Consider the following 25,820-nt stretch of genomic DNA (forward strand, 5'->3'; position numbering starts at 1 on the left):
CCGAACTCCGCCGACGGAGGGAGGACGGATCATGAGGCTCCGGCGCCACCGGACGCCAGGTGGTGATCCACCTGCGCGGCCAGTTCCTCCACCGTCCGGGCCGTGAAGACCTCACGCAGGCCGATCGTGATCCGGAACCGGTCACGGATGCCCGCGATCAGACGGGTCGCGGCCAGCGAGTGACCGCCCAGTTCGAAGAAGTCGTCCCGCACACCCACTCGGGACAGGCCCAGCACCTCGCACCACAGCGCGGCGAGCTGTTCCTCCGTGGGGGTGCGCGGCGCCACCTGGGCGGTGTCCGCCACGGGCTGCCGCGGCGCCGGCAGCCGCCGCCGGTCGATCTTGCCGTTGGGGCTGAGCGGCCAGGCGTCCAGCACAACCACCTCGCCGGGCACCATGTGCGCCGGCAGCCGGTCCCGCAGCCAGGCCCGCAGCCCTTCCGCCGACGGCGCCGGCCCGACCGGCGGCCGTGCCGGCGCCGTACGGTCCACCCGCCCGCCGACCAGCGAGTGCACCGGCACATGCCGGTCACCGAGCGCCAGCAGTTCCCGCACCGGCGCGAAGTCCAGCTCCCCGATCGGGCACAGCCCCAGCTCGGTGCCTGCCGCCGCCTCCGTCAGCAACTGGCCCATGCAGCCCGCCTCCAGCAGACACAGATCGCGCGCCAGCGTGCCGTACAGCGGCTCGATCGCGTCGAGGTCGGCCACCAGGAACAGCGTGATGCCCGCCGCCTCCGCCATCGCACGGTTGTGGCCGGCGTGGATCTCCGGGCCCAGCCGCGCGCCCTCCGCCAGCGTCACCAGCTCACCGCCCTGCGGGTCGTAGTAGTACGTGCCCTCCGGCAGCCCGGTCACCGCGCCCGCCCTGACATGCAGATACGCCTGCACCGGATAGAGTCCGCCCGCCGACGGGTACCGGCACCGGGGCAGTCCGTCCTCCTCCCGCTGCCGCAGCCGGGCCAGACACACGGCCAGCGCGGTGAGCGGAACGGGCCCGGGCAGATACGCGCGGTCGCTGCGGCGCGCCCACGGCTCCGGCGGCACGGCGGGCAGCGCCACCCGCGGCCGGCCGGGCTCCCGGCGCAGCCCGTGCCGGGCCAGCTTGAACTCGGCGCGGGCCAGCGGATCGAGCACGGCGATGCCGGCCCTGCGTTCCCGCTCGAACGCGGCGGGCTCCGGCACCCCGCCCGACGGCCGGGCGACGACATAGCCGACCAGGCTGTCGTAACCGGGGCGACCGGCCCGGGAGGTGGCCGTCACCAGCGCCGACGCCACGGCCGGATGGGCGGTCAGCGCCGCCTCGACCTCACCCGGCTCGATGCGCTGACCGCGGATCTTCACCTGGAAGTCGGCCCGGCCCATGAACTCGATGACGCCCTCGGGCCGCCACCGGCCCAGGTCCCCCGTGCGGTACATCCGCTCACCGGTCCCGGGATGACGGACGAAGACCGCGTCGGTGCGCTCCGGGTCGCGCCAGTAACCGTCGGCCAGGCACACCCCGGAGACGTACAGGGTGCCGGTCACCCAGTCCGGGCACTCCCGCAGCCGCTCGTCGAGGATGTGGTAGCGGACATTGGCGAGGGGCGCGCCGTAGGGGATGCTGCGCCAGGACGGGTCGATCTCCCCGACGCGGTACCAGATGTTCCACAGAGTGGTCTCGGTGGGACCGCCGACCGAGACGATCTCCACGCCCGGTGCCGCCGCCTCGGCGAGGCGACGCGGCAGGGGCAGGGGGATCCAGTCGCCGCCGAGGAAGGCCAGCCGCAGCGTGGCCGCCCCCTGGGGGACCGTCTCCAGCAGCATCTCCATCATCGCGGGCACCGAGTTCCACACCGTGACCCGGTGCTCGGACATCAGCGCCGCCCAGTGCGCCGGGTCCCGCCGCCCGTCAGCGGTCGGGAACACCAGGGTGCCGCCCGCGCCGAGGACGCCGAACAGATCGAACGCGGACATGTCGTGGTGAAGCGCCGTCACCGCCAGACAGCGGTCGTCCGGGCCGATCCCGAACGTCTCGATCGTCTCCGTCAGGCAGTTCACCAGGGCCCGGTGAGGGACCATCACCCCCTTGGGCTCGCCGGTCGAGCCGGACGTGAACATCGTGTACACGAGGTCGCCGGGGCTGCCCTCCGCCGGCAGCGGACCGCTCTCCTCGGGCAGCGGCAGGTCCAGGCACAGCCGCCGGGTGCCGGGCGGCCAGTCCCGCGCGCGGTCGAGACGCGACTGGGTGAGCACCAGGTCCGCCTCGCCGCGCTCCAGCAGGTGGCGCAGCCGGGCGTCCGGCAGGTCCGGGTCGACCGGCAGGTACGCGGCGCCGGAGAACAGCACCCCGTAGGCGGCGACGGCCTGTTCCCAGCCCTTGTCCATGACGATCGCGACCAGCCGGCCCGGCCCCGCCCCGCGTGCGCCGAGCCAGCGGGCGGTCCGCCGGGCGGCGTCGGCCAGTTCGGCGTACGTCAGGGTCCGGCCCGGGGCGATGACGGCGGGCGCGTCGGGCCGCAGCGCGACCTGCCGCTCGAAGAGCCGCTGCACCTGGTGCTCGGGCACGGCCCGCACCCGGCCGGCGCTCGCCTCCCGCCGCTCGGCCTGCGCCGCGGGCAGCGCGATCGGCGCGGACTCCGTCCAGGCCCCGTCGTCGGCGGCGAGACGGTGCAGCAGACCGGTGTGGGCGGCGAACATGTCGTCGACGAGGCCGGTGGGGAAGAGGGCGTCGACCGCGTCCCAGTTCAGCAGCAGCGTGCCCTCCTCCTCCCGCACCTGCTCGTCGAGCGACACCTGAGGGGTCTGGGAGACGCTGAACACCGGAGTGAGCAGCCGCTCCAGGGAGTTGTCGGACGCGGCGCTGAAGGTCAGGTTGCTGGTCATGACCACCGGCATCAGCGCCCGGTCGACCCCGCCGCTCAGCCGCATCAGTTCGCGCAGCACCTCGACCCCGCCGACCGCCTGGTGCCGCAGGTCGGCGCGCAGCCGCTCCTGGACCGTCCGGGCCCGCTCCAGGAACGTCCCGGCGTCCCGGTGGTCCACCTCCAGCAGGGTGAACGACGCGAACTGGCCGAACACCTCGCTGTACGCGGGGTCGCCCACCGGCCGGTCGAGGCGCGGCACGTTCAGCGTGAAGTGCCGGCTGCCGCTCCACACGGCCAGCACCTCGGCGTAGGCCGCGAGGAGCAGCCCGGTCGGGGTGAGGCCGGCCCGGGCCGCCCGCTCCTTCAGCGTCCGCCAGGCCCCGGCGGACAACCGGGTCTCACGCCGGGTGAAGTGCGGCCGGTCCACCGCCCTTGCCTGCACGGCCGTCGGCAGCGGGGGCGCCGGAGGCAGCTCGGGCAGCCGCTCCCACCAGTAGGCGCGGGCCCGCCGGTACGCCGGCTCGTGCCTGCGCTCGGCCAGGGCACGGACATGGTCCTGGAAGGACCGGGCGGGCGCGGGCGGCGCCGCCCGCGGGTCGTCGTAGAACCGGGCCAGGTCGTCGAAGAGCAGCCGGCCGGAGGAGAAGTCCGCGATCAGCGAGTCGACGCTGAGGTGGATGCGCAGCCCGTCGTCGAAGCGGGTCGCGGCGACCTCGAAGAGCGGCCAGCGGTCGGCGGGCCGCACCTCGTGCGACAGCCGCTCCCGCACCGCCGCCAGCTCCGCGTCCACCTCCGCCCGCGGGCGGCCGCGCAGATCGGTCACCCGGATCTCGTACGGCGGCACTTCGGGCAGGATCCGCTGCGCGTTGCTCTCCGGCAGCATGACGGCCCGCAGCATCCCGTGCCGGTCGATGACCCGCCGCCAGGCGTGCTCGAACCGGGGCAGATCGAGGTCGGGGGCGTCGAACTCGGCGTACATGTGGGTGGAGACGTTGCCGAGTTCGAAGGAGCCGGTGCGGCCGAGGCTGTACGCCTGCTGGAGATCGGTCTGCGGGAAGGGCGCGTCCGGGTCGTAGGGGCCCGTGGGCGCCGGGGTGCGGTCGTCGGCGCGTGGGGCGAGCGCGAGGACGGCCGCGGCGAGGGAGTCGAGGGTGGCGTCGCCGTCGAGCGCGGCGTCGGAGGCGTCCACGCCCAGCTCGCGTTCGATCAGACCGAGCAGCCGCAGCATGCCCAGCGAGTCCAGGCCGAGGTCGAGCAGCGGACGGTCCCGGTCGACGGGCCGGGCACTCTCGGGTACGACGCTCTCGACGAGGCGGGTCAGCCGCGCCGCCACGTCCTGTGTGCCACCGCGCTCGTCCGGCCAGCTCGCCACCACGGCGAGCGTGCCGTCCAGGAGCGCCTGCCGGGTCGCCCGTCGCCGGATCTTGCCGCTGGACGTCTTCGGCACGGTGGTGGCCCGCACCAGCACCAGACCGTGCAGCCGGACGTCGAGCTCCGCGGCGACCGCCCGGTCCAGGACCCGCGCCACCTCCTCCACCGGGGGCACCTCGGCGCCGCGCCGCACCTCGGCGACGAGCACGATCCGCTCCGTGCCCGCGTCGTCGACGGTGACGGCCGCGGAGGCGTTCGCCCGGAGCGCGGGATGGGCGCGCTCGGCACACCGCTCGATGTCCTGCGGGTACAGGTTCCGGCCGCGCACGATGATCAGGTCCTTGCTGCGACCGGTCACGAACAGCTCGCCGTCACGCAGGAACCCCAGGTCGCCGGTGCGCAGGAAGGGACCCTCACCGGTCGCCGTGGCCGCCGCGAAGGCCGCCGCGCTCTCCTTCGGGCGCCCCCAGTAGCCACGGGCGGTGTTCGGGCCCGACACCCAGATCTCCCCGATCCGGTCCGGCCCGCACTCGGCACCGGTGGCCGGGTCGACGACCAGCAGCCGCTGTCCGTCGACGGACGAGCCGCAGCCGACCAGGGTGCGGGACGGCCCGGACCCGCCCTGCCGCACACGGTGGTGCTCCAGGGCCGCCGCGTCGACCGTGACCGTGGTGGAGCGGGTCAGCTCGTCCCCGCAGGACACCATCAGTGTGGCCTCGGCCAGGCCGAACGCGGGTCGCAGAGCCTCCCTGCGCAATCCCCAGCACGCGAAGTGCGCGGCGAACCGGTCCAGGGTTGCGGCCGGTACCGGCTCGGCGCCGACGACCACGGTCCGCAGGGTGCCGAGGTCCAGCGGTTCGTGCGCGGCGGGGTCGACGCGCTCGACGCACAGGTCCAGGGCGAACGGGGGCGTCGCGGACACCGTGGCGCCGTACCGGGAGACGGCGCGCAGCCACAGCAGCGGGTCGGCGACGAAGGTGCCCGGCGCCATCAGAATGCCCGGGAACCCGCCTACCAGTGGCTGCAGAATGCCCCCGATGAGCCCCATGTCGTGGAACGGCGGCAGCCAGCTGACGAGGACGGACTCGGCCGTGAGCCGGGTCCGGCGGTGCATCTGGGCCGAGTTGTGCAGCAGATTGCCGTGCGAGACCATCACGCCCTTCGGCGTGGCGGTGCTGCCCGAGGTGTACTGCAGGAAGGCGAGGTCGCCGGGCCCGGTGCCGGGGTCGTCCCACGGGCCGGGGTCGGCGGCCAGCGCGCTGCCGGGCAGCCAGACCGGTGCGGCCGGCTCGGGCGAGTCCTTGAGGTGCCGGCGCGCCGACGTCATCGCCCGGTCGCTGGTGAGGACGGCGCTCGGGGCCGCGTCCGCGACGATCGCGCGCAGCCGGTCCAGGGCGCGGGCGTGCGGCGGGTACGACGGCACGGCGACCGTCCCGGCGTACAGGCAGCCGAAGAACGCGCTCAGGTAGTCCAGGCCCGGCGGGTGCAGGATCAGCACCCGGTCACCGGGCCGGCAGACCGGGCGCAGGGTCGCGGCCACCCGTCGGGCGTGGTGGTCCAGCTGGGCGTAGGTGTACTCGGCCTCGGGCTCGCCGTGGCTGTTGAGGAAGACGTACGCCCGCCGGCCGGGGCTCTCCTCGGCCCGGGTGCGCAGGACGTCGACGAGGCTGTGCGACGGCGGGGCGTCCAGGACTGTCGGGAATGGGTTCACGATGCCTTCCTGTCGGTTCGGTCGAGGCCGTGGGTGGGAACCGGCTTGCGCGCGCCGAGCGCCCGGGTGGGGATCCAGGGCCCGCTCCACCACATCCGGGGTCCCACGTCGGTGCGGGTGACGTCGACGGCGCCCGCGGCGAGCAGGGTCCTGCGGTAGTCGGCGGTGTGGAAGAGATCGAGGACGAGGAGCCGGCCGCCCGGCTTGAGGACCCGGTACGCCTCGCGGACGGCCTGCCGGCGTCCCTCCCGGTCGGGGATGTTGTGGATGGCGAGCCCGGACACCACCACGTCGTAGTGCTCGTCGTCGAGCGGGAGCCGGCGCATGTCGGCGGTGACCAGGTCGATCCGGTCGGCGACGCCGGTCCGGCGGGCGTTGTCGAGGGCGGCCCCGGGCCCGTTGCCGGACTGGTCGACCCTGCGCCACAGGTCGACGCCGGTGACCCGGCCCCGGGGAAGGCGGCGGGCCACCGCGGTCAGCAGGGCGCCGCGCCCGCAGCCCAGGTCCAGCGCGCGTTCGTCACCGCGCAGACCGAGGGCGTCCAACTGCTCCTCCCAGACGCGGAACTTGCCCCGCGCGGTGGCGTGCAGGAACAGGCCCGCCGCCACCGCCGGCACGGGCGTGCACCGCAGCAGCCGGCGCGGCCCGCCCGCGGCCACGGCCGCCAGCGGCGCCAGGGCCGCGGCGGTCAGGCCGAGCAGCCAGCCGGGGCCGTCGACGCCGTAGCGGGCGACGTGCCGGGCGTCGTTCCGGGCGCCGCCGTCGGTGCGCGCGCCGCTGCCCGTCGGATCGTTCAGCCTTGGATCGTTCAGCCTCGGATCGTTCATGGGCGGATCGCTCCTTCGGGGGTGCGGACCGGCCGCCTGGCCAGGCCCATGACCGTGGCCAGGACCTGGTCGGCCGCGCTGAACGGGAAGAAGTGGTCGCCGTCGAAGACACGCGTGCTGACGTCGTGGCCCCGGGCCCGCCAGCCCTCGATCTCCGCGGGCGTCGCCGCCGGGTCGTCCCGGCCGCCCAGCGCGATCAGCCGGACGCCGGCTCCCAGGGTGCCGTCGCTGACGTACGTCTCGGCGGCCTCGAAGTCGGCGCGCAGCTGCGGCAGGAAGAGCTCCAGCCATTCGCGGTCGGCGAGCAGCTCGGGCGGGATGCCGCCGAGCACCCGCAGCCCGTCCAGGAACTCCCGGTCCGGCAGCAGATGCATGGCGGGGGTGCGGCGGGACAGATGTGGCGCCACGCTGCCGGAGACCACCACCGCGGCCGGCGGGTGTGCGGAGGTCTGCAGCCGGAGCCCGAGCTCGAAGGCGACCAGGGCTCCCATGCTGTGGCCGAACAGGATGTACGGCAGCCCCTCGGCGCGGCGGGCCACCGGGCCGGCGAGGCGGGCGGCGAGCCGCGGCACGGACCGCTCCGCGGGTTCCGCCAACCGGCTCTCCCGGCCTGGTAGTTGGACGGGTACGACCTCGGTGGCGGGGCCGAGCCGGTGCGGCCAGGACCGGAACACCGAGGTGCCGGCCCCGCCGTGCGGGACGCAGAACAGACGGAGGTCGGGGCGGCGGACGTCCGTGTCCGTCCGGGCGCTCGGGAACCACAGGTGCAGTGCGGTGACACTCATGGGCAGGCTCGTGCTTTCGGTTCGGCGACGGTGAACTTCCGTGCTCGGGCGGCGGGTCGGGTGGCACGGCGGGGCGCACGGCCGGCAGGCCGTGCGGTGGTTCAGGGGGAGGTGCCTGCGCGGTGGCGGCGGTCCAGCAGCAGTGCCGTCAGGGCGGCCAGGGCCAGGGCGCCGTACGGGCCCGGGCCGGACCTGCCGCTGGAGACGACCTCGTTGGACTGGAAGCGCAGGGTGCGGTTGGCGATGTCGGTGGACAGGGCGCGCAGTTGTTCGGCGGCGCCCGCCTGAGCGAGGGTCGTCTCCAGGACGCGCCGGGCGGTCTGGCGTGGTGACGCGGTCTCGCGGATCATGTGCAGGACGATGCGGGGGACCTCGCGCTCGAAGATGTCGACCAGGGTCAGCTCGGGTGCGAGGCAGCGCACCGATCCTTCGAGGTTGGCGAAGGACTTGCCCAGCAGGGAGACCGCGGGGCAGGAGGCGATGCCCCGGCGGGTGGCCTTCTCCAGCACGCTGGTCAGGGCGACCCCGAAGTTCAGCTCCTCCAGGGATGCGGTGGCGATCTTCGGGACCAGGGCGGCCATGTCCTGGGAGAAACCGGGGATGTCGGACCAGGGGGTGGTGCGGCCCATCTCCACCCACGCCTTGGCGAGCCCGTCGCCGTCGTTCTGCGCGACCGCCATCAGCACGAGCAGCAGCCGCATGCTGGAGCGCTGGTCGATCCGGCCGATCATGCCCCAGTCGATGAGGGTGGCCCGGCCGTCGGGGGAGACGAACACGTTCCCGGCGTGCGGGTCGGCGTGGTAGATGCGCTCGATGAAGTAGCTGCGGTACATGAACGCGATCAGCTCTCGGCCGACGGCGAGCCGGTCGTGGTCGGGCAGGGCCATGCGTTCCGCGCGGCGCACCGAGACGCCCGGGGCCATGGACTGCACCAGCACTCCCGGGGTGGCCGCGACGACCTGCGGGACGTCCAGCCGCGAGAAGCCGCGCAGCGCCGCACGCGCCCGGTCCATGTTGGCGGCCTCCTTGGTGAAGTCCAGCTCCGGTTCCATCGCGTCGAAGACGCCGCCCAGCATCGACTCCACGTCGACGACCGTGCTGAACCGCGGTGCCACCCGGGTGGTCAGCCGGGCGGCCCTGCGCAGCAGGGCCATGTCGGCCAGGACGGTGTCCCGGATCCCGGGCCGCTGCACCTTGATCACGCCGGGGCGGCCGCCGAACAGGGTGACCCGGTGCACCTGGGCGAGCGAGGCGGCGCCGAGCGGGCGGGTGACATCGATGTCGTCGAAGTGGCGCTTCCAGTCCGGGCCCAGGTTCTGCGCCAGCACGGGTTCCAGCTCGCTGAAGGGCTGGATGTCCACCTCGTCGTGCAGGTTCTGCAACTCGTCGATCAGGACGGGGGAGACCATGTCGGGACGGGTGGAGAGGATCTGACCGACCTTCACGTAGAACGGCCCGAGTCTCTCCAGCGCGTTCCGCACGGCCCGGGCCCGCCGGCGCTCCCGGTCGCCGTCGGCCGGTCCGTCGCCGCCGACGCTCTCGCCGACCATCCGTCCCAGCACCTTGGCCACCGTCCGAATCCGGCTGCCGGCGCGCAGAGTCATGGGCCGAGGTTCCTTTCGGGGTGTGTCCGGGGCCGAGCCGATGGGTCAGGGCGGGCGGCAGGGCTGGACCGGGCCCCGGTGGCCTCCGCCTGCGCGAAGGTGCCGGGGCGCCGGCCGGCTATTTCTTGGTCGCCCGGGCCGCGGCACCGCCGAGCGCGCCGAGCGTGCCCGCCGCGCCGAGCAGCGGCTCGACGGCCTTCATCAGCGCGTTGACCAGCTCGGTGAGCTGCTCGACCTGCCGGGGCAGCGCGGCCAGCCGCTCGGTGAGCTCGCCCGCCGCGCCGAGCGCCGCCGTGGGGGCGGCGACGGCGGCGCCGAGGGCGCCGGTCGCGGTCCCCGCGAGGCCGGCCGGGCCGGCGCCGCTCAACAGGGTGAGGGCGGCGAGGTTGCGGTTCTTCTTGTTCTTCTTCCTGCTGCTGTCGTCGTCGTCCAGCAGCGACATGGCCGTGAGGGTGCGCAGCGCGTCGCCGGGCAGCGCGGCCAGGGCCGGCGCCGGCAGCCCGAACGGCAGGTCGTCGTCATCGTCCCGGTCCAGCAGTTCGTCGAAGGCTTTCTTCCAGTCGTCGGCGATGTCGCCGTAGAAGTCCTTGAGAGTGTCGATGGTGCCCACAGGTTTCCTTCCTCGCACGGACAGGATCGGCGGAACGGGGCATGAATGCGCCACCCGCGGAATCCCTTTTCGGGTGCGGCACGCGGAAGAAGCTAGCAATGGCGGAGAGGCCGCAAGAATGCCGCGCCGCGGGGTGGGAAACCTGGACCAGGGGTTCACGGGTTGTCGGGGTAAAACGTTCCGAGCAGTGCATGTGGCCCCGGGATGCTCGGCGTTACTGCCACTGAAATCACCGGGGTCACAGCTGATCCACCCATGTGGGTGACGCATTTCGCGGGGGCGATTCACATCTAACCGACGGGCTGACCCGTATTCCGCTGTCCGGGCACGGCCCGGGTCGGATCCGGTGCGAGTTCGTCCAGGAGGGCCGGGGAGAAGTTGGCCCCGGTGAGGACGGTGCCGAGGGAGCCGGCGGGGAGGTCGTGGCGCAGGGCCGCGGCGATGCCGACCGCGGCTGACGGCTCCAGGATCAGGCCGAGGGTGTCGCGTACCGTGCGCAGGGCGCGCAGGATGTCCTCCTCGTCGACGAGGAGGACATCGTCGACGACCTCGCGCATCCAGGTGACCGCGGCCGGGACGGGCACGCGTACGGCGATGCCGTCGGCCATCGTCCGCACCGCGCCGGTGGCCTCCGGGATCCCGGTGCGCCAGCTGGTGGCCATGGCGGGGGCGCCCGCCGCGCAGACGCCGATGATCCGGGTGCGGGGCGAACGCGCCCTGGTCCAGGTACCGATGCCGCTGATCAGGGCGCCGTTGCCGACCGGCACGAGGAGCGCGTCGAGGTCGAGCGGCGCCAGTTCGACGGCGATGGTGCCGGCGCCCTCCGCGATGCGCGGCTCGTCGCCGTCCTCCACGAACAGGCACTCGGGGCGCTCGCCGGCGTGGGCGCGGGCCGCCTCCTTGGCGGCGTCGAAGTCCGCGCCCTCCAGGACGACTTCGGCGCCGAGCGCGCGCATCCGCGCCACCTTGTTCGGGTTGGCGTCCCGCGCGGCGAACACGGTGACCCGGATGCCCCTGGCCCGGGCCGCGTACGCGATCGCCTGGCCGAAGTTGCCCGCCGAGGCGCACACGACATGCGCACCGCCCGGGAGTTGACGCAGGCAGTAGTCGGCGCCCCGCCCCTTGAAGGAGCGCAGCGGATTCAGCGTCTCCACCTTGACCACGGTGTCCCGCCCGAGCGCACGGGAGAGCGTGGCATCGCGGAACTGGGGGGTGTGGCGGAACGCGGGGTCGACGACACGTGCGGCCTCGTCGATGCTGTCAGGAGACAAACGCTTGATGGTCATGACGGATCATAGACGGATCACGCGCCGTCCAGACAGACCGGTGGCAGCGGGAACCAGCGCATGCGCTCGAAGTCGGCGGCCAGGCCGGTCGGGCCGTCGTCGAGGCGGCCGGGGCGGGCGAAGAACAGGGCGCGGGCGGCGGCGAGCTGCTCCGCCAGCGCCTCCTCGCCCAGTCGGCGGTGCCGGGGCGCGGGCACGGTGAGCCCCGCGTCGGCCGTCCACCGGACGTCCGTCAGCCGCAGTGGCGGGTCGGTGGGACCGCGGTGGTGACGCCACTGCCCGGTGTGCGGGTCGAAGCGGTAGTCGGGCAGCAGCCGGTGGCCGTACCGGGCGATCAGGTCGACGGCGTCGACCAGGTAGTCGCGGACGGTGTCGCTGATGAAGTAGTTGAAGTTGACGCGGACCCAGCCGGGTTTGATGCCGTCGCAGCCCTGGACGACCTCGTCGAACAGCGCGTGCGAGGTGTCGGCGTCGATGGCCAGCAGCCGGTGGCCGTACGGCCCCGCGCAGGAACAGCCGCCGCGCGCCTGCACCCCGAACAGGTCGTTCAGCAGGGCCACCACATAGTTGTGGTGCAGGTAGGCGCGGTCGCCGTGGCGGACGCGGAAGGAGACGATGGACAGCCGCCGGGCGTCGTGGCTGCCGAGGATCTGCAGGGCCGGATTGCGGTCCCAGTGGTCGAGGGCGTACCGCCAGTGGCGCTCCTCGGCGGCCTGGATGGTGTCCGTGCCGACCGCCTGCTTCAGGGCGAAGACCAGCCCGGCCCGCACGGACTCCACGATCGCCGGGGTGCCGCCCTCCTCGCGGGCCACCGGGTCGTCGAGGTAGCGGTGGCCGAGCGGGTCGACGAAGGCGACCGTGCCGCCGCCGGGCGCGGTCGGCACCCGGTGCCGGACCAGCTCCCGCCGCACGACGAGGACACCCGGTGTCTGCGGACCGCCCACGAACTTGTGCGGGGAGAGGAAGACGGCGTCCTTGTGGTCGCCCGCGCCCGGGGCGCTCTCGGCCACCCGGATCGGCACGTACGGCGCGGCGGCCGCGTAGTCCCAGAAGGACAGCGCGCCGTGGGCGTGCAGCAGACGGGCGATGCGGTCGGTGTCGGTGAGGATGCCGGTGACGTTGGAGGCGGCGGAGAAGCTGCCGATGCGCAGCGGCCGGTCCGCGTACCGGCGCAGCGCCGCCTCCAGCCGGGCCAGGTCGACATGGCCGTCCGGGTCCTCGCCGATGACCTCCACGTCGGCGATCGACTCCCGCCAGGGCAGTTCGTTGGAGTGGTGCTCGTACGGGCCGACGAGCACCACCGGCCGCAGCGCCGCCGGCGGTCGGTCCGGGCCGAGCAGCCGCAGGATGCCGACCAGTTTGTTGACCGCGGCGGTGGCGCCCGAGCCGCAGAAGATCACCAGGTCCTCCTCGGTGCCGCCGACCGCGTCACGGATGATCCGGCGGGCGTCCTCACGCAGTCGGGTGGTCTGCAGGCCGGTGCTGGAGCTCTCGGTGTGCGTGTTGCCGTAGCGGGGGAGGACCTCGGCGCGCAGGAAGTCCTCGATCAGGTCCAGGGAACGCCCGGAGGCGGTGTAGTCGGCGTACACGATCCGCTTTGAACCGTACGGGCCGTCGAGGACCTCGTCGTCGCCGATGAGGCCGCGGCGGATGCGGGCCAGAAGGGGTGAGACGGGCGGGGCCGCCGGTGTGACGGTCATGGCGGGGCCTCCCTCGACGGCGTTCGCGGTGCTGGTCACCGGCCGAACGCGGGCGGCTTGTGTCCGCATTCTCCCGGAGTCCCGCGGTTCGCACCAGCCGGGAGGGGCGATCCGTCGACACGCCAAGGTTTAACTGTTCCTTTTCTTGAACCATTCGTGTTTAGGGGATAGGTTGTCTGCCATGACCGCAGACCGGACTCCGTCCACCGCCGAGGAGCTGCGTGGTGCCGGCCTGAGGGTGACGGCCGCCCGCGTGGCGCTGCTCGAGGCCGTCCGGCACGGTGATCACCTCGGTGTCGAGGCGATCGCCTCCGGGGTTCGCGAGCGCGTGGGCCACATCTCCCTGCAGGCCGTCTACGAGGGCCTGCACGCCCTCACCGCGGCCGGACTCGTCCGCCGTATCGAACCGGCCGGCAGCCCGGCCCGGTTCGAGGGACGTGTCGGCGACAACCACCACCACGTCCTGTGCCGGTCCTGTGGCGCCGTCGCCGACGTCGACTGCGCGGTCGGCGAGGCCCCCTGTCTGACCGCCGCCGACGACCACGGCTTCGCGATCGACGAGGCCGAGGTCATCTACTGGGGCCTGTGCCCCGACTGTTCCACCGCCCGCAGTTCCTGAGCGTTCCCCGCAGTACCTGAGCGTTTCCCGCAGTTCCTGAGCATTTTGTGATCCGACTAGTCCGGAGGGACATCCATGGCTGAGAACCCCGATGCCATCGTCACCGACCCCAAGACGGAGGGCACGGGTGGCTGCCCGGTCGCGCACGGCCGCGCGCCGCACCCCACGCAGGGTGGCGGCAACCGCCAGTGGTGGCCCGAGCGCCTCAATGTGAAGATCCTCGCCAAGAACCCCGACGTGGCGAACCCGCTCGGTGAGGACTTCGACTACGCCGAGGCGTTCAAGGCGCTCGACCTCGCGGCCGTGAAGCAGGACATCGCCGAGATCCTGACCACCTCGCAGGACTGGTGGCCCGCCGACTTCGGCAACTACGGCCCGCTCATGATCCGTATGGCCTGGCACAGCGCCGGCACCTACCGCATCAGCGACGGCCGCGGCGGCGCCGGCGCCGGCCAGCAGCGCTTCGCGCCGCTGAACAGCTGGCCGGACAACGGCAACCTCGACAAGGCCCGCCGTCTGCTGTGGCCGGTCAAGAAGAAGTACGGCCAGTCCATCTCCTGGGCCGACCTGATGATCCTCACCGGCAATGTGGCGCTGGAGCAGATGGGCTTCGAGACCTTCGGCTTCGGCGGCGGCCGCGAGGACGTCTGGGAGCCGGAGGAGGACGTCTACTGGGGTCCCGAGACCACCTGGCTCGGCGACGAGCGCTACTCCGGAAACCGCGAGCTGGAGAACCCGCTCGGCGCGGTCCAGATGGGCCTCATCTACGTCAACCCGGAGGGCCCCAACGGCAACCCGGACCCGATCGCCGCGGCCCGCGACATCCGCGAGACCTTCCGCCGGATGGCGATGAACGACGAGGAGACCGTCGCCCTCATCGCCGGCGGCCACACCTTCGGCAAGACCCACGGCGCCGGCCCGGCCGACCACGTGGGCAACGACCCCGAGGCCGCCTCCATCGAGGAGCAGGGCCTCGGCTGGAAGAGCACGTACGGCACCGGCAAGGGCGCCGACACCATCACCTCCGGCCTGGAGGTCACCTGGACCACCACGCCCACCCGGTGGAGCAACGGCTTCTTCAAGAACCTCTTCGAGTACGAGTGGGAGCTGACCGAGTCCCCGGCCGGCGCCAAGCAGTGGGTCGCCAAGAACGCCGAGGCGATCATCCCCGACGCGTACGACCCGTCGAAGAAGCACGCCCCGACGATGCTCACCACCGACCTGTCGCTGCGCTTCGACCCGATCTACGAGCAGATCTCCCGCCGGTTCTACGAGAACCCGGCGGAATTCGCCGACGCCTTCGCCCGCGCCTGGTACAAGCTGACCCACCGTGACATGGGCCCGAAGTCGCTCTACCTCGGCCCGGAGGTCCCGGAGGAGACCCTGCTGTGGCAGGACCCGCTGCCCCAGGCCGAGGGCGAGCCCGTCGACTCCGCCGACATCGCCGCCCTCAAGGCGAAGATCCTCGACTCGGGTCTGACCGTCGCGCAGCTGGTCTCCACCGCGTGGGCGTCGGCCTCGACCTTCCGCGGCAGCGACAAGCGCGGCGGCGCCAACGGCGCCCGTATCCGCCTGGAGCCGCAGCGCGGCTGGGAGGCCAACGACCCCGACCAGCTCGCGCTGGTGCTGCGCACCCTCGAGGGCATCCAGCAGGAGTTCAACTCCGGCGCCAAGAAGGTGTCCCTGGCCGACCTGATCGTGCTCGCCGGCTCCGCGGCCGTGGAGAAGGCCGCCCAGGACGCCGGGTACGACATCGAGGTGCCGTTCACTCCGGGCCGTGTCGACGCGACCGACGAGCACACCGACGCCGAGTCGTTCGCCGCGCTGGAGCCGACCGCCGACGGTTTCCGCAACTACCTGGGCAAGGGCAACCGGCTGCCGGCCGAGTACCTGCTGCTCGACCGCGCCAACCTGCTCACGCTGAGCGCCCCCGAGATGACCGTCCTCGTCGGCGGCCTGCGCGTCCTGGGCGCCACCCACCAGGGCACCAGGCACGGCGTCCTCACCGAGACGCCGGGCCGGCTGACCAACGACTTCTTCGCCAACCTGCTCGACCTGGGCACCACGTGGAAGTCGACCTCCGAGGACCAGACCACCTTCGAGGGCGTCGACGCCGCCACCGGCGAGGTCAAGTGGACCGGCACCCGTGCCGACCTCGTCTTCGGCTCCAACTCCGAGCTGCGGGCGCTCGCCGAGGTCTACGCCAGCGACGACGCGAGGGAGAAGTTCGTGACGGACTTCGTCGATGCGTGGGTCAAGGTCATGAACCTCGACCGGTTCGACCTCGTCTGATCCCTGCCCTGCCATGACGCCGAGGGGCGGCCCCACCGGGCCGTCCCTCGCCGCGCGCCGCCCGGCGGTAGGCTCCGGGGCATGCGGATCTCCGTCTCCTCGGACATGGCCGAACCCGTCACCCGCCTCCTCGTCGAGGAGCTGCGCGACCGTGGGCACGAGGTGCTCACCCACGGCGCGCTGCGGGCCGGCGACGACCTGCGGTGGGCGGTGTGCTCGGCGGCCGCCGCCCGGGACGTCGCCGACGGCCGGGCCGACCAGGCGGTGGTGTGCTGCTGGACCGGCACCGGGGCGTCCATCGCCGCCAACAAGGTGCCCGGCGTACGCGCCGCGCTGTGCACCGACGCGTACACCGCCGACGGCGCCCGGCGCTGGAACGACGCCAACGTCCTGGCACTCAGCCTGCGCCTGACCTCCGGCCCGCTGCTGAAGGAGATCCTCGACGCCTGGTTCGCGGGCGAGCCCGGACAGGACGCCGAGGACCGGGAGAACGTGGCGCACATCGAGCGGATGGACGGCACCGACCGGACGGACGGGGCACGGCCGGGATCCCGGCCCTGACCCCCGGGATCCCCGACCGCGCGGTCACGTCGGCCACCCGGCCTCAGCCGGTCTTGTTGTGCCCCCAGCGCGGGCCGACCAGGGCCCACTCCCTGCCCCAGGCGTCGATACGGCGCCGGTCCAGCCGCCGGCGCAGCAGCGCTCCGGCGCCCACGACCAGCCCCGCGGTGGCCGCGGCCGCGGCCACCCCCAGGACGGCCGACTCGACGGCCGCCTCCGTGGCACCCGGCGGTTCGGTGCTGAGCCTGCCCTGACCGTCCAGCCAGACCTCGACCTCGGTGCCGGCCTTCAGACCGCTGTCGACCAGTGTCGTGTCCGTGCGGGCGACGCCGTCGGCGGTCGTCCAGCCGACCTTCCCCACGACCCGGGTGCGCGCCCCGTCGACCGTCGCGTCCAGGGCCGGCGCGTCGGCGACGAGCACGGCCTGGGCGGCGTAGCGCTCCACGCGCTGCCGGGCGAACACACCGTCGGCGGCCCGGGCCGTGGCCAGTCCGGCGAGCGCGCCACCCACGACCACGAGCGTCCACACCGCCAGCACGATCCATGCCTCCACCACGTCGTCGCGGCGCCGCAGCGGATTGTCCCGCCAGCGCCACAGACGCCGCCGCTTCCCACCGCTTTCGCCGCCGCTCGCGCTGTCGCTCCCGCCCCTGCTGTCGCCGCCCATCGGTCCGCACCTCCTCCTCGCGGTCATGCTGTCGACGGTGGCAGCCGGGCGGCCGTGCCGACATGGGCCGCTCAGGTGCGCAACGGGGCCGATGGGTCCCGAATCGAGGGCTGGGACGGGCCTTTCAGCCCTGCCCGCAGCGGGGCCGCCCGCTCCCGGGGCGTCCCCAGCAGGGCCCGCCAGGACCGCGGCGAGGACCAACGGCCCCTCAACGCCCCGTCCCCCCGGGGCCCACCATCGGAGGACGGCACCCGTCCACGCACCGTGCGAGGAGGGCATCATGCAGCGCACAACCCTGGACGCGACGATCCTGCAGACCTGCGTGTCAGCAGCGGTCGCCGCGCCGTCGATCTTCAACTCCCAGCCCTGGCGGTTCCGGCTGGACCCCGACGCGGTCGCCTTCGAGGTGTGGGCCGCACCGGAACACGGCCTGCCGCACACGGACCCCGTCGGACGCGCCCTGCACCTGTCCGTCGGCGCCTGCGTGCTGAACCTGCGCGTGGCGATGGCGCACCACGGGTGGGCCCCCGTCACCCGGCTGCTGCCCCGCCCCGAGGATCCCGACCTGCTGGCCACGGTCCACCCCACCGAACCGGCCCCCGGCGCACCGGTGCGGCCCGAGGCCGACCTGTACGAGGCGATCTGGCGCCGCCACAGCAGCCGTTTCCCGTACGCCGACCTCCCGCTGCCCGAGCAGGTACGGGCCGACCTGAGCGCCGCCGCCCGCGCGGAGGGCGCCCTGCTGGACTTCCCCGGGCAGGCGGACACGGCCTGGCTGCTGGAGCTGACGGCGCGCGGCGAACAGCGCACCCTGCGCGACGCCGACCGGGCCACGGAGAGCCGCCGCTGGGTCCAACGGGACCCCTACCTGTCCGCCGACACCGGCCTGCCGCCGGCGGCACTCGGGCCGCAGGACGCCCACGAACACCTCCCCATGCGCGACTTCACCGCCCAGCGGCACCCCGAGCGACTGTCCGCCCTGCCGTTCGAGCGCCGTCCCGTCGTCGCCCTCCTCACCACCGAGCACGACCGCCGCGCCGACTGGCTGCGCGCCGGACAGGCCCTCGAACACGTGCTGCTCGTCGCCACGGCCCACGACCTGCGCGCCTCCCTCCTCCACCAGGCCCTCGAATGGCCGGACCTACGCGCCCGCATGCACCCCACCACCCACCCTCAGATGCTCCTCCGCCTCGGCTACGGCCCACCCGGGCCCGCCACCCCCCGACGCCCGGCCCACAAGGTCACCGAGCACCCACCGACGAACGGCGGACCGGCGGACCCAGGGCGGTGAGGCGGACGGTCGGCCGGGGTCGGTGGGGCAGCCGGTCCGCCGGCGGTGGACAGCCGCGGGGTTGGCCGCTGAGAACGGTGAGGCGGATGGTCTGCGCCGTGATGCAGGAGGCGGTGGGCGGTCCGTTGGGCCGTGGGGGCTGGTGAAGCGATTGGTCGGTTGGGGTGGTGAGCGGGTGGCCTGCTGTGCTGGTCGCGTGGCCGTGAGCGGAGGTCTGCCGGGGTGGTGAGGTGGACGCATGGCCGCGCCATGTGGGCCGGTGGGCGGGCCTTTGGGGGACGGGAGGTGTCGGGCAGCCCTGGGCGGATGGTGGTCAGCCTGCTGTGGCAGCTGTGGGTGCCGGGGCGGCGGTGAGGGCGTCCGGGAGGTGGGGTTGGGTTTCGAAGGCGGAGGTCAGGTGGACGGTGCGCAGGAGTCTGAGGAAGCCCGGGTCGTCACTGACCAGGCGTAGGCGGCCGGCGCGGGCGGTGACTCGGTTGCGGGCTCGGCACAGCACGCTCAGGCCCGCACAGTCGATGAAGGCCATGTGGCTCAGGTCGAGGACGAGGTCGGGGCACGGGCCCGCGGTCAGCGCGTCGAGGCGTTCGGTCAGGGCCTGGGCCACCAGCAGGTCGATCTCGCCGCGCAGTGTGACGACGGTCGTGCCCGCGACGAGGCGCTCCGAGAGGTCCGGCACGGACCCGGTGTGCATGTCGGCCATGGGCCCCAGCCAACTAGCCCCGCGGAGCCCGGCGGAAGGGCCGACCGGACCCCCCTTCGGCGGCCGGAGCCGCGCGCCCACCGCGACCCCGTACGGCCGTGCCACGGGGGCCGACCGGCCCAAGCGTCCCGCACATCGGCCGCACAAGCTGGATGTGCCGGGCAATCCCGGCACACGGCGCCCGTGCACGGCACCACGGCACCACGGCACACGGCACACGGCACCACGGCACCACGGCGACGCGGAAGAAGGTGACGGTCATGGCCGAGCAGATCCTGCCTCAGGCGCCGGGCAAGCACGCGCCGGGCGATCTCGGACGGCGCCTCGTCCGGCGCCGCGCCGAGCTGGGTCTCACCCTGGGTGAGGCGGCGGCCCGGGCCGGCGTGGCCCCCGGCTACCTGCGCTACCTGGAGGAGCGCCCCGGCGCCGCCCCGGGCACGGGCGTGCTGCTGCGGCTCGCGGAAGCCCTGGAGACCACGGTCGCCGACCTCACCGGCGGCCACGCCGACCTGCCGCCCGGAACCGGCATGGCGCTCCCGCACCCCGTGTTCACGGTGCTCACCGAGCCCGAGTGCCGGGCCCTGCTCGCGACGCACGGGATCGGCCGGGTGGCGCTGAGCCTGGCGTACGGTCCGGTCGTCGTCCCCGTCAACTACGGCGTCGTGGACGGCGCGATCGTCTACCGCACCGCACCCGGAGCCACCCCCGCCCGGGCCGCCGGCCGACGCGTGGCCTTCGAGGTGGACCGTGTCGACGACGCGTTCAGCGGAGGCTGGAGCGTGCTCGTGCGCGGCGACGCCCTGCACGTCACGGACCCCGCCACGCTGCGCCGCCTGACCGGGCTGCCGTACCCCTCGCCCTGGGCGGGCGGCCCGCGTGAGCTGTGGATCCGGATCGAACCCCTGAAGATCACCGGGCGTCGCGTCACGGCGTGAACGAAGGACGTGGACAAGGGCCGTGAACAAAGGGCTGTTGTCCACCGTCCCCGGGACCGATGGCCCTTCGGGAACCACCCCCGCCTCGCGAACCATGGACACCTACCGCACCCCGAGCCGTACCCGGCGGAAGACGGACGAGCCGATGTACCCCAATGACGGATTCCGAGAGCTGCGACCGCAGGAATGCCTGCGGCTGCTGGAACGCGCGCCCATCGGCCGTATCGTGCACACCCGCCACGCCCTGCCCGCGGTGCTGCCGGTCAACTTCCGCCTCGACGACGACGGCGCCGTCGTGCTGTGCACCTCGGCCGCCTCGGAGCTGGTGCGGGCGGTCGACGGCGCGGTCGTCGCCTTCGAGGCCGACGAGGTCGACGCGGCCACCCAGTCCGGGTGGAGCGTCGTCGTCACCGGACCGGCCACCGTCGTCACCGACCCCGTCGAGCACGCCCGCCTCGTGCGCACCGGCCCCCGCTCCTGGGTCCCCTCGCCGCACGAGGTCTTCGTACGCATCGAACCTGAACTGGTGACCGGCCGCGAGCTGGTCGGCGGCCGCAGCCTGTACGGCGTCGACCTCACGTCGTACTCCCCGGGCCCAGAGTCCGAACGGCCCGAACCCCGGGGCCGTACGGCCGCCCGGTGAGTTCCTGCGGCCCCTGCCCATGGCACCGGCCCGAAGAGAGCATCGTCGTGCCGGCCGCTCAAGGACGAGCGGGCGGAAGAAGGGAAGCGGACCATGACCCTGCACTACGTCGTCGTAGGAGTGGACGGTTCACTGGTCGCCGTCCGCGCCCTGGACTGGGCCGCGGACGAGGCCGTACGGCGCGGCGCCGAACTGCGCGTGGTCTACGCCGTGCCCGACGGCGACGAGGCCGGACCGGTGCTGACCGCCGCCCTCCAGCGGGTCCGCGAGCGCCATCCGGACCTGGAGGTCGCGCTGAAGGCGGTGCCCGGCTCGGCCGTGCAGGCGCTGGCCCGCGCGGGAGAGGGCGCCGACCTCACCGTCGTCGGAACCCGCGGGTACGGCAACGTCGCCTCGCTGGTCGCCCGCTCGGTGAGCGCGCGCCTGGCCGCCCGGGCGCCCGGCCCGCTGCTGGTGGTGCGCGGCGACCACCCGTGCGACGAGGGACGCGAGGTCGTCCTCGGCCTGGAGAACGACGACGAGGACGCCGACGCCACCGCCTTCGCGTTCCGGGAGGCGTCCCGGCGCGGGGTCGGACTGCGCGTGCTGCACGCGCACACCCATCGCCACTCCACCCCCGAACTGCCCTCGCTGCTGCCCGCCACCAGCCCCGGACAACGCGCGCAGGCCCGCCAGGACCTCGCCGAGGAGGCCGTGCCCCGGTTCGGCATCGCCCGGCTCCGCGAGCTGCACCCCGACGTCGGCGTCGACGCCCGTACCGTGCGCACCGGGCCCGCCCGGGCCCTGGTGGACGCCACCCGGGACGCCGCCGTCGTCATCATCGGCACCCACCGCCGCACCGGGCCGCTCGGCCCCCACCTCGGCACCGTGGCGCACACACTGCTGCACCGCTCGCACTGCCCGGTGGTACTGGTGCCGGCCGCGTCGCACCACTGAGACCGCCGGACCGCCCACGACCGGCCCGTCCCCCTGGACGGGCCGGTCGGCGCTGTCGAGCACCCGGCGGTGGGAGAAGGTGGTCGGGTACGGACGGCCTGCTTGTCGGCCCGCCAGTGGTCGCGCACCAGGTCGGGGAACCCCTGGCGCAGACCGCGTCGCCGGACACGCCGTGCGCGACGGCGCCGTACGCCGGCGGACGCGGGACGCGCGACCGCGCCACCCCTACTGGATCCGCGCCCACGGCACCGACCTGCCGGACGCGCCGCGGGGAACCGGGGCGGCTGACGGCGGCGCGGGTTTCGGACAGGGCGCACGCGCGGGGGCGCAGGGCGCGCGGACGGGGGCGGGCGTGCGCCCTGTCAGGGCCGCCCGCCGCACGCTTACAGTGTGGCGCCCAAGCCCTGCGGCGCGGATCCGGCGGGGCGCGCACCACCCACCCCCCAGGTCACCGTCCGTCCCGCACGGCCCCCGCACGGCCCCCGCGCGACAGGCGCCGGCGACCACCCGCGCGACAGGCACCATCCGTGACACCGCTCGGGCCGTACGGCCGGGTGCCCACGGCACGAGCGTGCGTCGAGAGCCACTGGAGGCCGCTGTGTCCCGACCGTGCATCGCCCTGATCGCCGACCCCACGTCGCCCGAAGGCTGCCGGGATTACCTGGCGGAGGCGGCGCGACAGCTCACCGGCACCCCGCCGGTACGGATCGACTCCCGGCACTTCGCGACCGGCGGCACCGGCCGCGCGGTCCGCGACGGCGACCGGTTACGGCTCCTTGTTCCCGAGGAGCGGCTGGACTGCGTCCCCGATGTGGTGGTCCTCTACGAGATCCCGCCGCACCGACGGGAGTCGCTGGCCGACTTCCAGCGACTCCTCGAAGCACACGGCGCGGTGACCCTCGGCACCGGTCCGGACGCCTGGCGCACGGCCACCGAGAAGAACCTCACCGTGGAGCGGTTCGCCCGCGACGGCATCCCCCAGATGGAGACGGCCGTGCTGTCCCGGCCCAGCCCGCGCGAAGCGGTGGACACCTTCGAGCGGCTCGGCCGCGACACCTGGGCCCGGCCCGTCGTCGGCACCGGCGGCAACGACACCTTCCACGTCACCACCCCGGCCCAACTGGCGCACGCCGCCGCCTACTACGCCGAGCAGGGCACCGACTGGCTGCTCTCCCGCGACGCGGGCAATGTCACCGCCGACGGGCAGCGGCACCAGTTCCGGGTCTTCGTCCTCGGTGGCCGGGTCATCCACGCCCGCGAGCACCTCCAGCCCGCGGTCGACACGCCCTGCAACACCTGCCAGGGCGCCACCCCGGTGTTCATCGACCCGGCCGAACTGTCGCCCCGTCTCGCCGAACTCGCCGTCGCCGCCACCGCGTCGGTGGGTCTGCCGTTCGCCGGCGTCGACCTGGCCGTGGAGAACGGCGGGGTGGTCTTCGAGGTCAACGTCCAGCCCGCCTTCGTGGACGGCGAACTGCCCATCGTCGCCATGCCGTACGTCCAGGCGCACCTGGACGCGCTCGCCCTGGCCGGGCCGGTGCGCACGCCCCTCGGCCGGGACGGCTGGCTGTCCCCCCGCTGACCCCGACGGGCGGAGCGCACGGGAGGGTGTGCTCCGCCCCGGCGGCTTCCCTCCCCGGCTTCCCTCCCCGGCTTCCCTCCCCGGCTTCCCTCCCCGGCTTCCCTCCTCGGCCTTCCCCTGCGGGTCGAACGGGTGTCACAGCGGGACCTGTGGACCCTCTTGCACCAGGCGGCGGGCGGCGAGAGTGGGGCCAGGTTCCCAAGGAGGCCCCTCATGTCCCGTACCGTCACCGTCGCCCTGGACGGTTCGCCCGAGAGCATCGCCGCCGCAGGCTGGGGTGCGCGCGAGGCCCTGCTGCACGCGGTGCCGCTGAGGCTCGTGCACGTCGGGGAGCAACCGCCGCACCACTACGTGCCGTTCGCGGGCGAGACGGTGCCGCCGCCCGGCGCCGACCGGACGGCCCGCCTGCTGACCGAGGTCGCGGCCACGCTGGCCCGCCGCCACCCGGGTCTGGACATCGCCGCCGAGCACGTCTCCGGACGCCCCGCGCAGGCCCTGTCGGCCCTCGCCCGGCGGACACCGGTGCTGGTGCTGGGCTCCCGGGGCCTGGGCCGGGCCGCCGGCTATCTGCTCGGCTCCGTCGCGGCGGCCGTCGTGGCCCGCGCCGAACATCCGGTGGTCCTGGTGCGGGCCGACGCGGACGCGGCCGGCGAACACCTCCCCGACGCCGAGGGGCGCGCCGCCGGGACCGGGCCCTACCGGGACGTCGTCCTCGGTCTGCAACTGCGGGAGCGGCCCAGCGAAGCGCTCCTGGCCTACGCCTTCGACGCGGCCTCACGCCGGGGCGCCGCCCTGCGCGTCGTGCACGGCTCGGCTCCGGACCCGGCCGGGGCCGCGGACGAGCTCGCGGCCGGCGGCGACGGCAGCTGCGCGGCGGCCCTGCGCCCCTGGCGGGAGAAGTACCCCGACGTCGAGGTCGTCGAGGAGACCGTCATCGGCTCCGCGGGCCCCCACCTCGCCGACGCCTCCCAGGAAGCCTCCCTCGTCGTGGTCGGCCGCCGCACCCGCCACGCAGCCGTCGGCCCCCACATCGGCCCCGTCCTCGACACCCTCCTCCGCCACGCCGACGCCCCGGTGGCCGTGGTCCCCCACGACTGACCCACCACCCACGACAGCGGGCCTCCACCGGCGCACGGCGACCGGAGGAAGGCCCGCTGTTGAGGGGGGACGTCGTACGGGCCCGGATGCTCCGAGCCCGGGGCGGGCCTGCTCAGTCGGGCGGTTCGCCGAGGTCGGGGCCTGCCGTGCCCGTCGGAACCGGTCGCCGACAGCCGGACAGCGGGCTGCCTCGAACCGGGTCCTGGGCATGCCGAGCCGAAACGCACCCGCCCGCCGGGCGGGGCGGCCGCAGCGGTGTGCCTCACCTCCGAACCTCCCCACTCGTCGCCGAGGAGCCGCGGCGCCTCGACGCGGAGGAGGGGTACGCGTCGCCCTGCGGGACGAGTCCTTGCTCAGCCGGCGGTCCGGCCGTCCACCACCCCGTTCGGGCTCGGAGAACCCGCGGCGTCGGCCGAGCCGTCGCCGCCCTTCGCCCCCGTCCCGTCGGCCGAGCCGGTGGCGTCGGCCGCGCCCCTGCCGACGGCGGAGCCGTTCGCGCCCCCCGGTGCCTCGCTCGGGGCCAGCCGGATGCCCGTGATCAGGTCCGGGCGGATGCGGACCGCGTAGTCCATGGTGCGCTCCACCCAGGGGCGCAGCAGTGACTGGTAGCGGGCCAGTTCGTCGGGGTCGTGGACGAGGTGGGCGTAGCCGGTGACGACGACGCTCCAGCCGAGGTGGGTGTCCGGGTCGATGCAGTCGGCCTCGTAGGCGACCACCACGCCGAGGTCGCCGGCCTGCCGGGTGCGGGCGGTCAGGGCCGCGCCCTCGTGGGTGCGGATGACGATGTCCCCGTCGACCAGGACATGGTTGACGGGCCGCACGGTCGGCAGCGCGTGCCGGGTGAAGACGATCCTCCCGAAGGAGACGCTGCCCAGCAGCCGCAGGGCCTCGACGCTGTCGAGGTCGATGCTCCGGCGCGGGCCGACCGGGGCCGGCCGGACGGGGTCGAGGGGCATGTGGCGTTCCGTAGGTGGTCGGGGATACGTCGTCGCGGATCGGATTGACCCGATCAGATCATTCGAACCGTTTCCGCCCGGGGCCCGCTAGGGCCGTTCGGCCCCGCCGCGCGACCGACCGACCCTTTCCGCCCCGGGACCGCCGGGTTCAGGCGCGGGGCGCCTCGTCGGCGGCGTACCTCAGCGCGTTGACCACACCGACCACCCCGTCCACCCGCCAGGCCCCCCACACGGCCGACGCCGCGTCGTCCCGGTGCGTGACCCGTCCGGCGAGCGTGACCATGCCCTCCCGCACGGACACGTCGACGGCCTCGGCCGGCAGCTCCGGCGCACCCGCCCGGAGGGTGTCCAGCACGTCCCGCCGTATCGCCTCGTCGGTGCGCAGGAAGACCCGCAGCAGATCACGCCGCGTGGCGATGCCGATGAGCCGGTCCTCCTCGTCGACCACCGGCAGCCGCTCCACGTTGTGCCGCTCCATCACGCGCGCCGCGTCCGGCACGGGCTGTTCCGGGTGCACGGTGATCGCGGGCGTCGACATCAGCTGCTCGGCGGTGACCGGACGACCCTCCTCGCCCTCGCCCCCGCCGCGGGCCGCCTGGGCCCGCACCAGGTCGGTGCCCGAAACCACGCCGAGCACCTTGTCGTCGTGGTCGACCACCGGCAGCCCACTGATGCCGTGGCGGTGCAGCAGACGCACCAGCTCCTTGAACGGCGTCGCCCGACGGGCGTGGACGACCTCACGGGTCATCACCTCGCCTACGGTGCGCGGTGTCACGGCACTCCTCCTTCATCTCGTCGCCGGGC

At 74.2% G+C, this 25,820-nt stretch carries 19 protein-coding genes and 1 pseudogene; 9 read left to right on the forward strand and 11 right to left on the reverse strand.

The window, feature by feature from the left end; translation table 11 throughout:
- Nucleotides 1-29 precede the first annotated feature (29 nt).
- The 7 genes from ACH5AC_RS30605 to ACH5AC_RS30635 form a co-directional block, all read right to left on the reverse strand.
- Entirely contained in the window at nt 30-5,924 is a 5,895-nt protein-coding gene (locus ACH5AC_RS30605) for an amino acid adenylation domain-containing protein (RefSeq protein WP_398865475.1), read from the reverse strand.
- Nucleotides 5,921-6,751, reverse strand: coding sequence for a class I SAM-dependent methyltransferase (locus ACH5AC_RS30610; protein ID WP_398865476.1), 831 nt, complete (start codon nt 6,749-6,751; stop codon nt 5,921-5,923). Before ACH5AC_RS30610 ends, ACH5AC_RS30605 begins: the two co-directional genes overlap by 4 nt.
- Nucleotides 6,748-7,536, reverse strand: coding sequence for a thioesterase II family protein (locus ACH5AC_RS30615; RefSeq protein ID WP_398865477.1), 789 nt, complete (start codon nt 7,534-7,536; stop codon nt 6,748-6,750). Before ACH5AC_RS30615 ends, ACH5AC_RS30610 begins: the two co-directional genes overlap by 4 nt.
- A gap of 101 nt (nt 7,537-7,637) precedes the next feature.
- A complete protein-coding gene (locus tag ACH5AC_RS30620; RefSeq protein ID WP_398865478.1) occupies nt 7,638-9,140 on the reverse strand; it encodes an ABC1 kinase family protein in 1,503 nt (500 codons plus the stop codon).
- Between the two features lie 118 nt (nt 9,141-9,258).
- Nucleotides 9,259-9,750, reverse strand: a complete 492-nt coding sequence (locus ACH5AC_RS30625) for a hypothetical protein (RefSeq protein WP_398865479.1) — start codon at nt 9,748-9,750, stop codon at nt 9,259-9,261.
- Between the two features lie 290 nt (nt 9,751-10,040).
- A complete protein-coding gene (locus ACH5AC_RS30630) occupies nt 10,041-11,036 on the reverse strand; it encodes a threonine/serine dehydratase (RefSeq protein ID WP_398865480.1) in 996 nt (331 codons plus the stop codon).
- A 17-nt stretch (nt 11,037-11,053) separates the two neighbouring features.
- On the reverse strand, nt 11,054-12,736 hold the full coding sequence (locus ACH5AC_RS30635) for an aminotransferase class V-fold PLP-dependent enzyme (RefSeq protein WP_398865481.1): 1,683 nt from the start codon (nt 12,734-12,736) through the stop codon (nt 11,054-11,056).
- A 181-nt stretch (nt 12,737-12,917) separates the two neighbouring features.
- Here ACH5AC_RS30635 and ACH5AC_RS30640 point away from each other — a divergent pair, with 181 nt between their 5' ends.
- The 3 genes from ACH5AC_RS30640 to ACH5AC_RS30650 all read left to right on the forward strand — a co-directional run bounded on the left by ACH5AC_RS30640 (nt 12,918) and on the right by ACH5AC_RS30650 (nt 16,208).
- The gene (locus tag ACH5AC_RS30640; RefSeq protein ID WP_398865482.1) at nt 12,918-13,355 is read left to right on the forward strand and encodes a Fur family transcriptional regulator; all 438 of its coding nucleotides are present in this window, start codon (nt 12,918-12,920) and stop codon (nt 13,353-13,355) included.
- Between the two features lie 75 nt (nt 13,356-13,430).
- Complete coding sequence (katG, locus tag ACH5AC_RS30645; RefSeq protein ID WP_398865483.1) at nt 13,431-15,647, forward strand: catalase/peroxidase HPI; 2,217 nt, start codon at nt 13,431-13,433, stop codon at nt 15,645-15,647.
- 81 nt (nt 15,648-15,728) lie between these two features.
- Nucleotides 15,729-16,208: an RpiB/LacA/LacB family sugar-phosphate isomerase gene (locus tag ACH5AC_RS30650; RefSeq protein ID WP_398865484.1), complete on the forward strand. Its 480-nt coding sequence runs from the start codon at nt 15,729-15,731 to the stop codon at nt 16,206-16,208.
- A 43-nt stretch (nt 16,209-16,251) separates the two neighbouring features.
- On the opposite strand, the gene ACH5AC_RS30655 is transcribed toward ACH5AC_RS30650, so the two are convergent.
- A complete protein-coding gene (locus tag ACH5AC_RS30655; protein WP_398865485.1) occupies nt 16,252-16,875 on the reverse strand; it encodes a hypothetical protein in 624 nt (207 codons plus the stop codon).
- A gap of 280 nt (nt 16,876-17,155) precedes the next feature.
- Here ACH5AC_RS30655 and ACH5AC_RS30660 point away from each other — a divergent pair, with 280 nt between their 5' ends.
- Nucleotides 17,156-18,166 (forward strand): Acg family FMN-binding oxidoreductase, encoded by a 1,011-nt coding sequence (locus ACH5AC_RS30660; protein ID WP_398865486.1) that lies wholly within the window; start codon nt 17,156-17,158, stop codon nt 18,164-18,166.
- Nucleotides 18,167-18,479: 313 nt separating this feature from the next.
- Here the strand turns inward: ACH5AC_RS30660 and ACH5AC_RS30665 are convergent, their stop codons facing one another.
- Complete coding sequence (locus ACH5AC_RS30665) at nt 18,480-18,866, reverse strand: STAS domain-containing protein (RefSeq protein ID WP_398865487.1); 387 nt, start codon at nt 18,864-18,866, stop codon at nt 18,480-18,482.
- 260 nt (nt 18,867-19,126) lie between these two features.
- On the opposite strand from ACH5AC_RS30665, the gene ACH5AC_RS30670 reads away from it, so the two are divergent.
- The 5 genes from ACH5AC_RS30670 to ACH5AC_RS30690 all read left to right on the forward strand — a co-directional run bounded on the left by ACH5AC_RS30670 (nt 19,127) and on the right by ACH5AC_RS30690 (nt 24,060).
- Nucleotides 19,127-19,801 carry a helix-turn-helix domain-containing protein gene (locus ACH5AC_RS30670; protein ID WP_398865488.1) on the forward strand — a complete coding sequence of 225 codons (675 nt, stop codon included), beginning with the start codon at nt 19,127-19,129 and terminating at the stop codon, nt 19,799-19,801.
- Nucleotides 19,802-19,946: 145 nt separating this feature from the next.
- Nucleotides 19,947-20,444 (forward strand): pyridoxamine 5'-phosphate oxidase family protein, encoded by a 498-nt coding sequence (locus ACH5AC_RS30675; RefSeq protein WP_398865569.1) that lies wholly within the window; start codon nt 19,947-19,949, stop codon nt 20,442-20,444.
- Between the two features lie 93 nt (nt 20,445-20,537).
- On the forward strand, nt 20,538-21,380 hold the full coding sequence (locus ACH5AC_RS30680) for a universal stress protein (RefSeq protein ID WP_398865489.1): 843 nt from the start codon (nt 20,538-20,540) through the stop codon (nt 21,378-21,380).
- A 598-nt stretch (nt 21,381-21,978) separates the two neighbouring features.
- Nucleotides 21,979-22,962: a RimK family alpha-L-glutamate ligase gene (locus ACH5AC_RS30685; RefSeq protein ID WP_398865490.1), complete on the forward strand. Its 984-nt coding sequence runs from the start codon at nt 21,979-21,981 to the stop codon at nt 22,960-22,962.
- Between the two features lie 213 nt (nt 22,963-23,175).
- Nucleotides 23,176-24,060 (forward strand): universal stress protein, encoded by an 885-nt coding sequence (locus tag ACH5AC_RS30690; RefSeq protein ID WP_398865491.1) that lies wholly within the window; start codon nt 23,176-23,178, stop codon nt 24,058-24,060.
- Between the two features lie 503 nt (nt 24,061-24,563).
- Here the strand turns inward: ACH5AC_RS30690 and ACH5AC_RS30695 are convergent.
- A pseudogene (locus ACH5AC_RS30695) lies at nt 24,564-25,016 on the reverse strand (pyridoxamine 5'-phosphate oxidase family protein); the annotation flags it as partial.
- A gap of 148 nt (nt 25,017-25,164) precedes the next feature.
- Complete coding sequence (locus tag ACH5AC_RS30700) at nt 25,165-25,791, reverse strand: CBS domain-containing protein (protein ID WP_398865492.1); 627 nt, start codon at nt 25,789-25,791, stop codon at nt 25,165-25,167.
- Between the last annotated feature and the right edge of the window lie 29 nt (nt 25,792-25,820).

Origin of the sequence: Streptomyces sp. NPDC018693 (assembly GCF_044391385.1) — a bacterium.
Classification (GTDB): Bacteria; Actinomycetota; Actinomycetes; order Streptomycetales; family Streptomycetaceae; genus Streptomyces.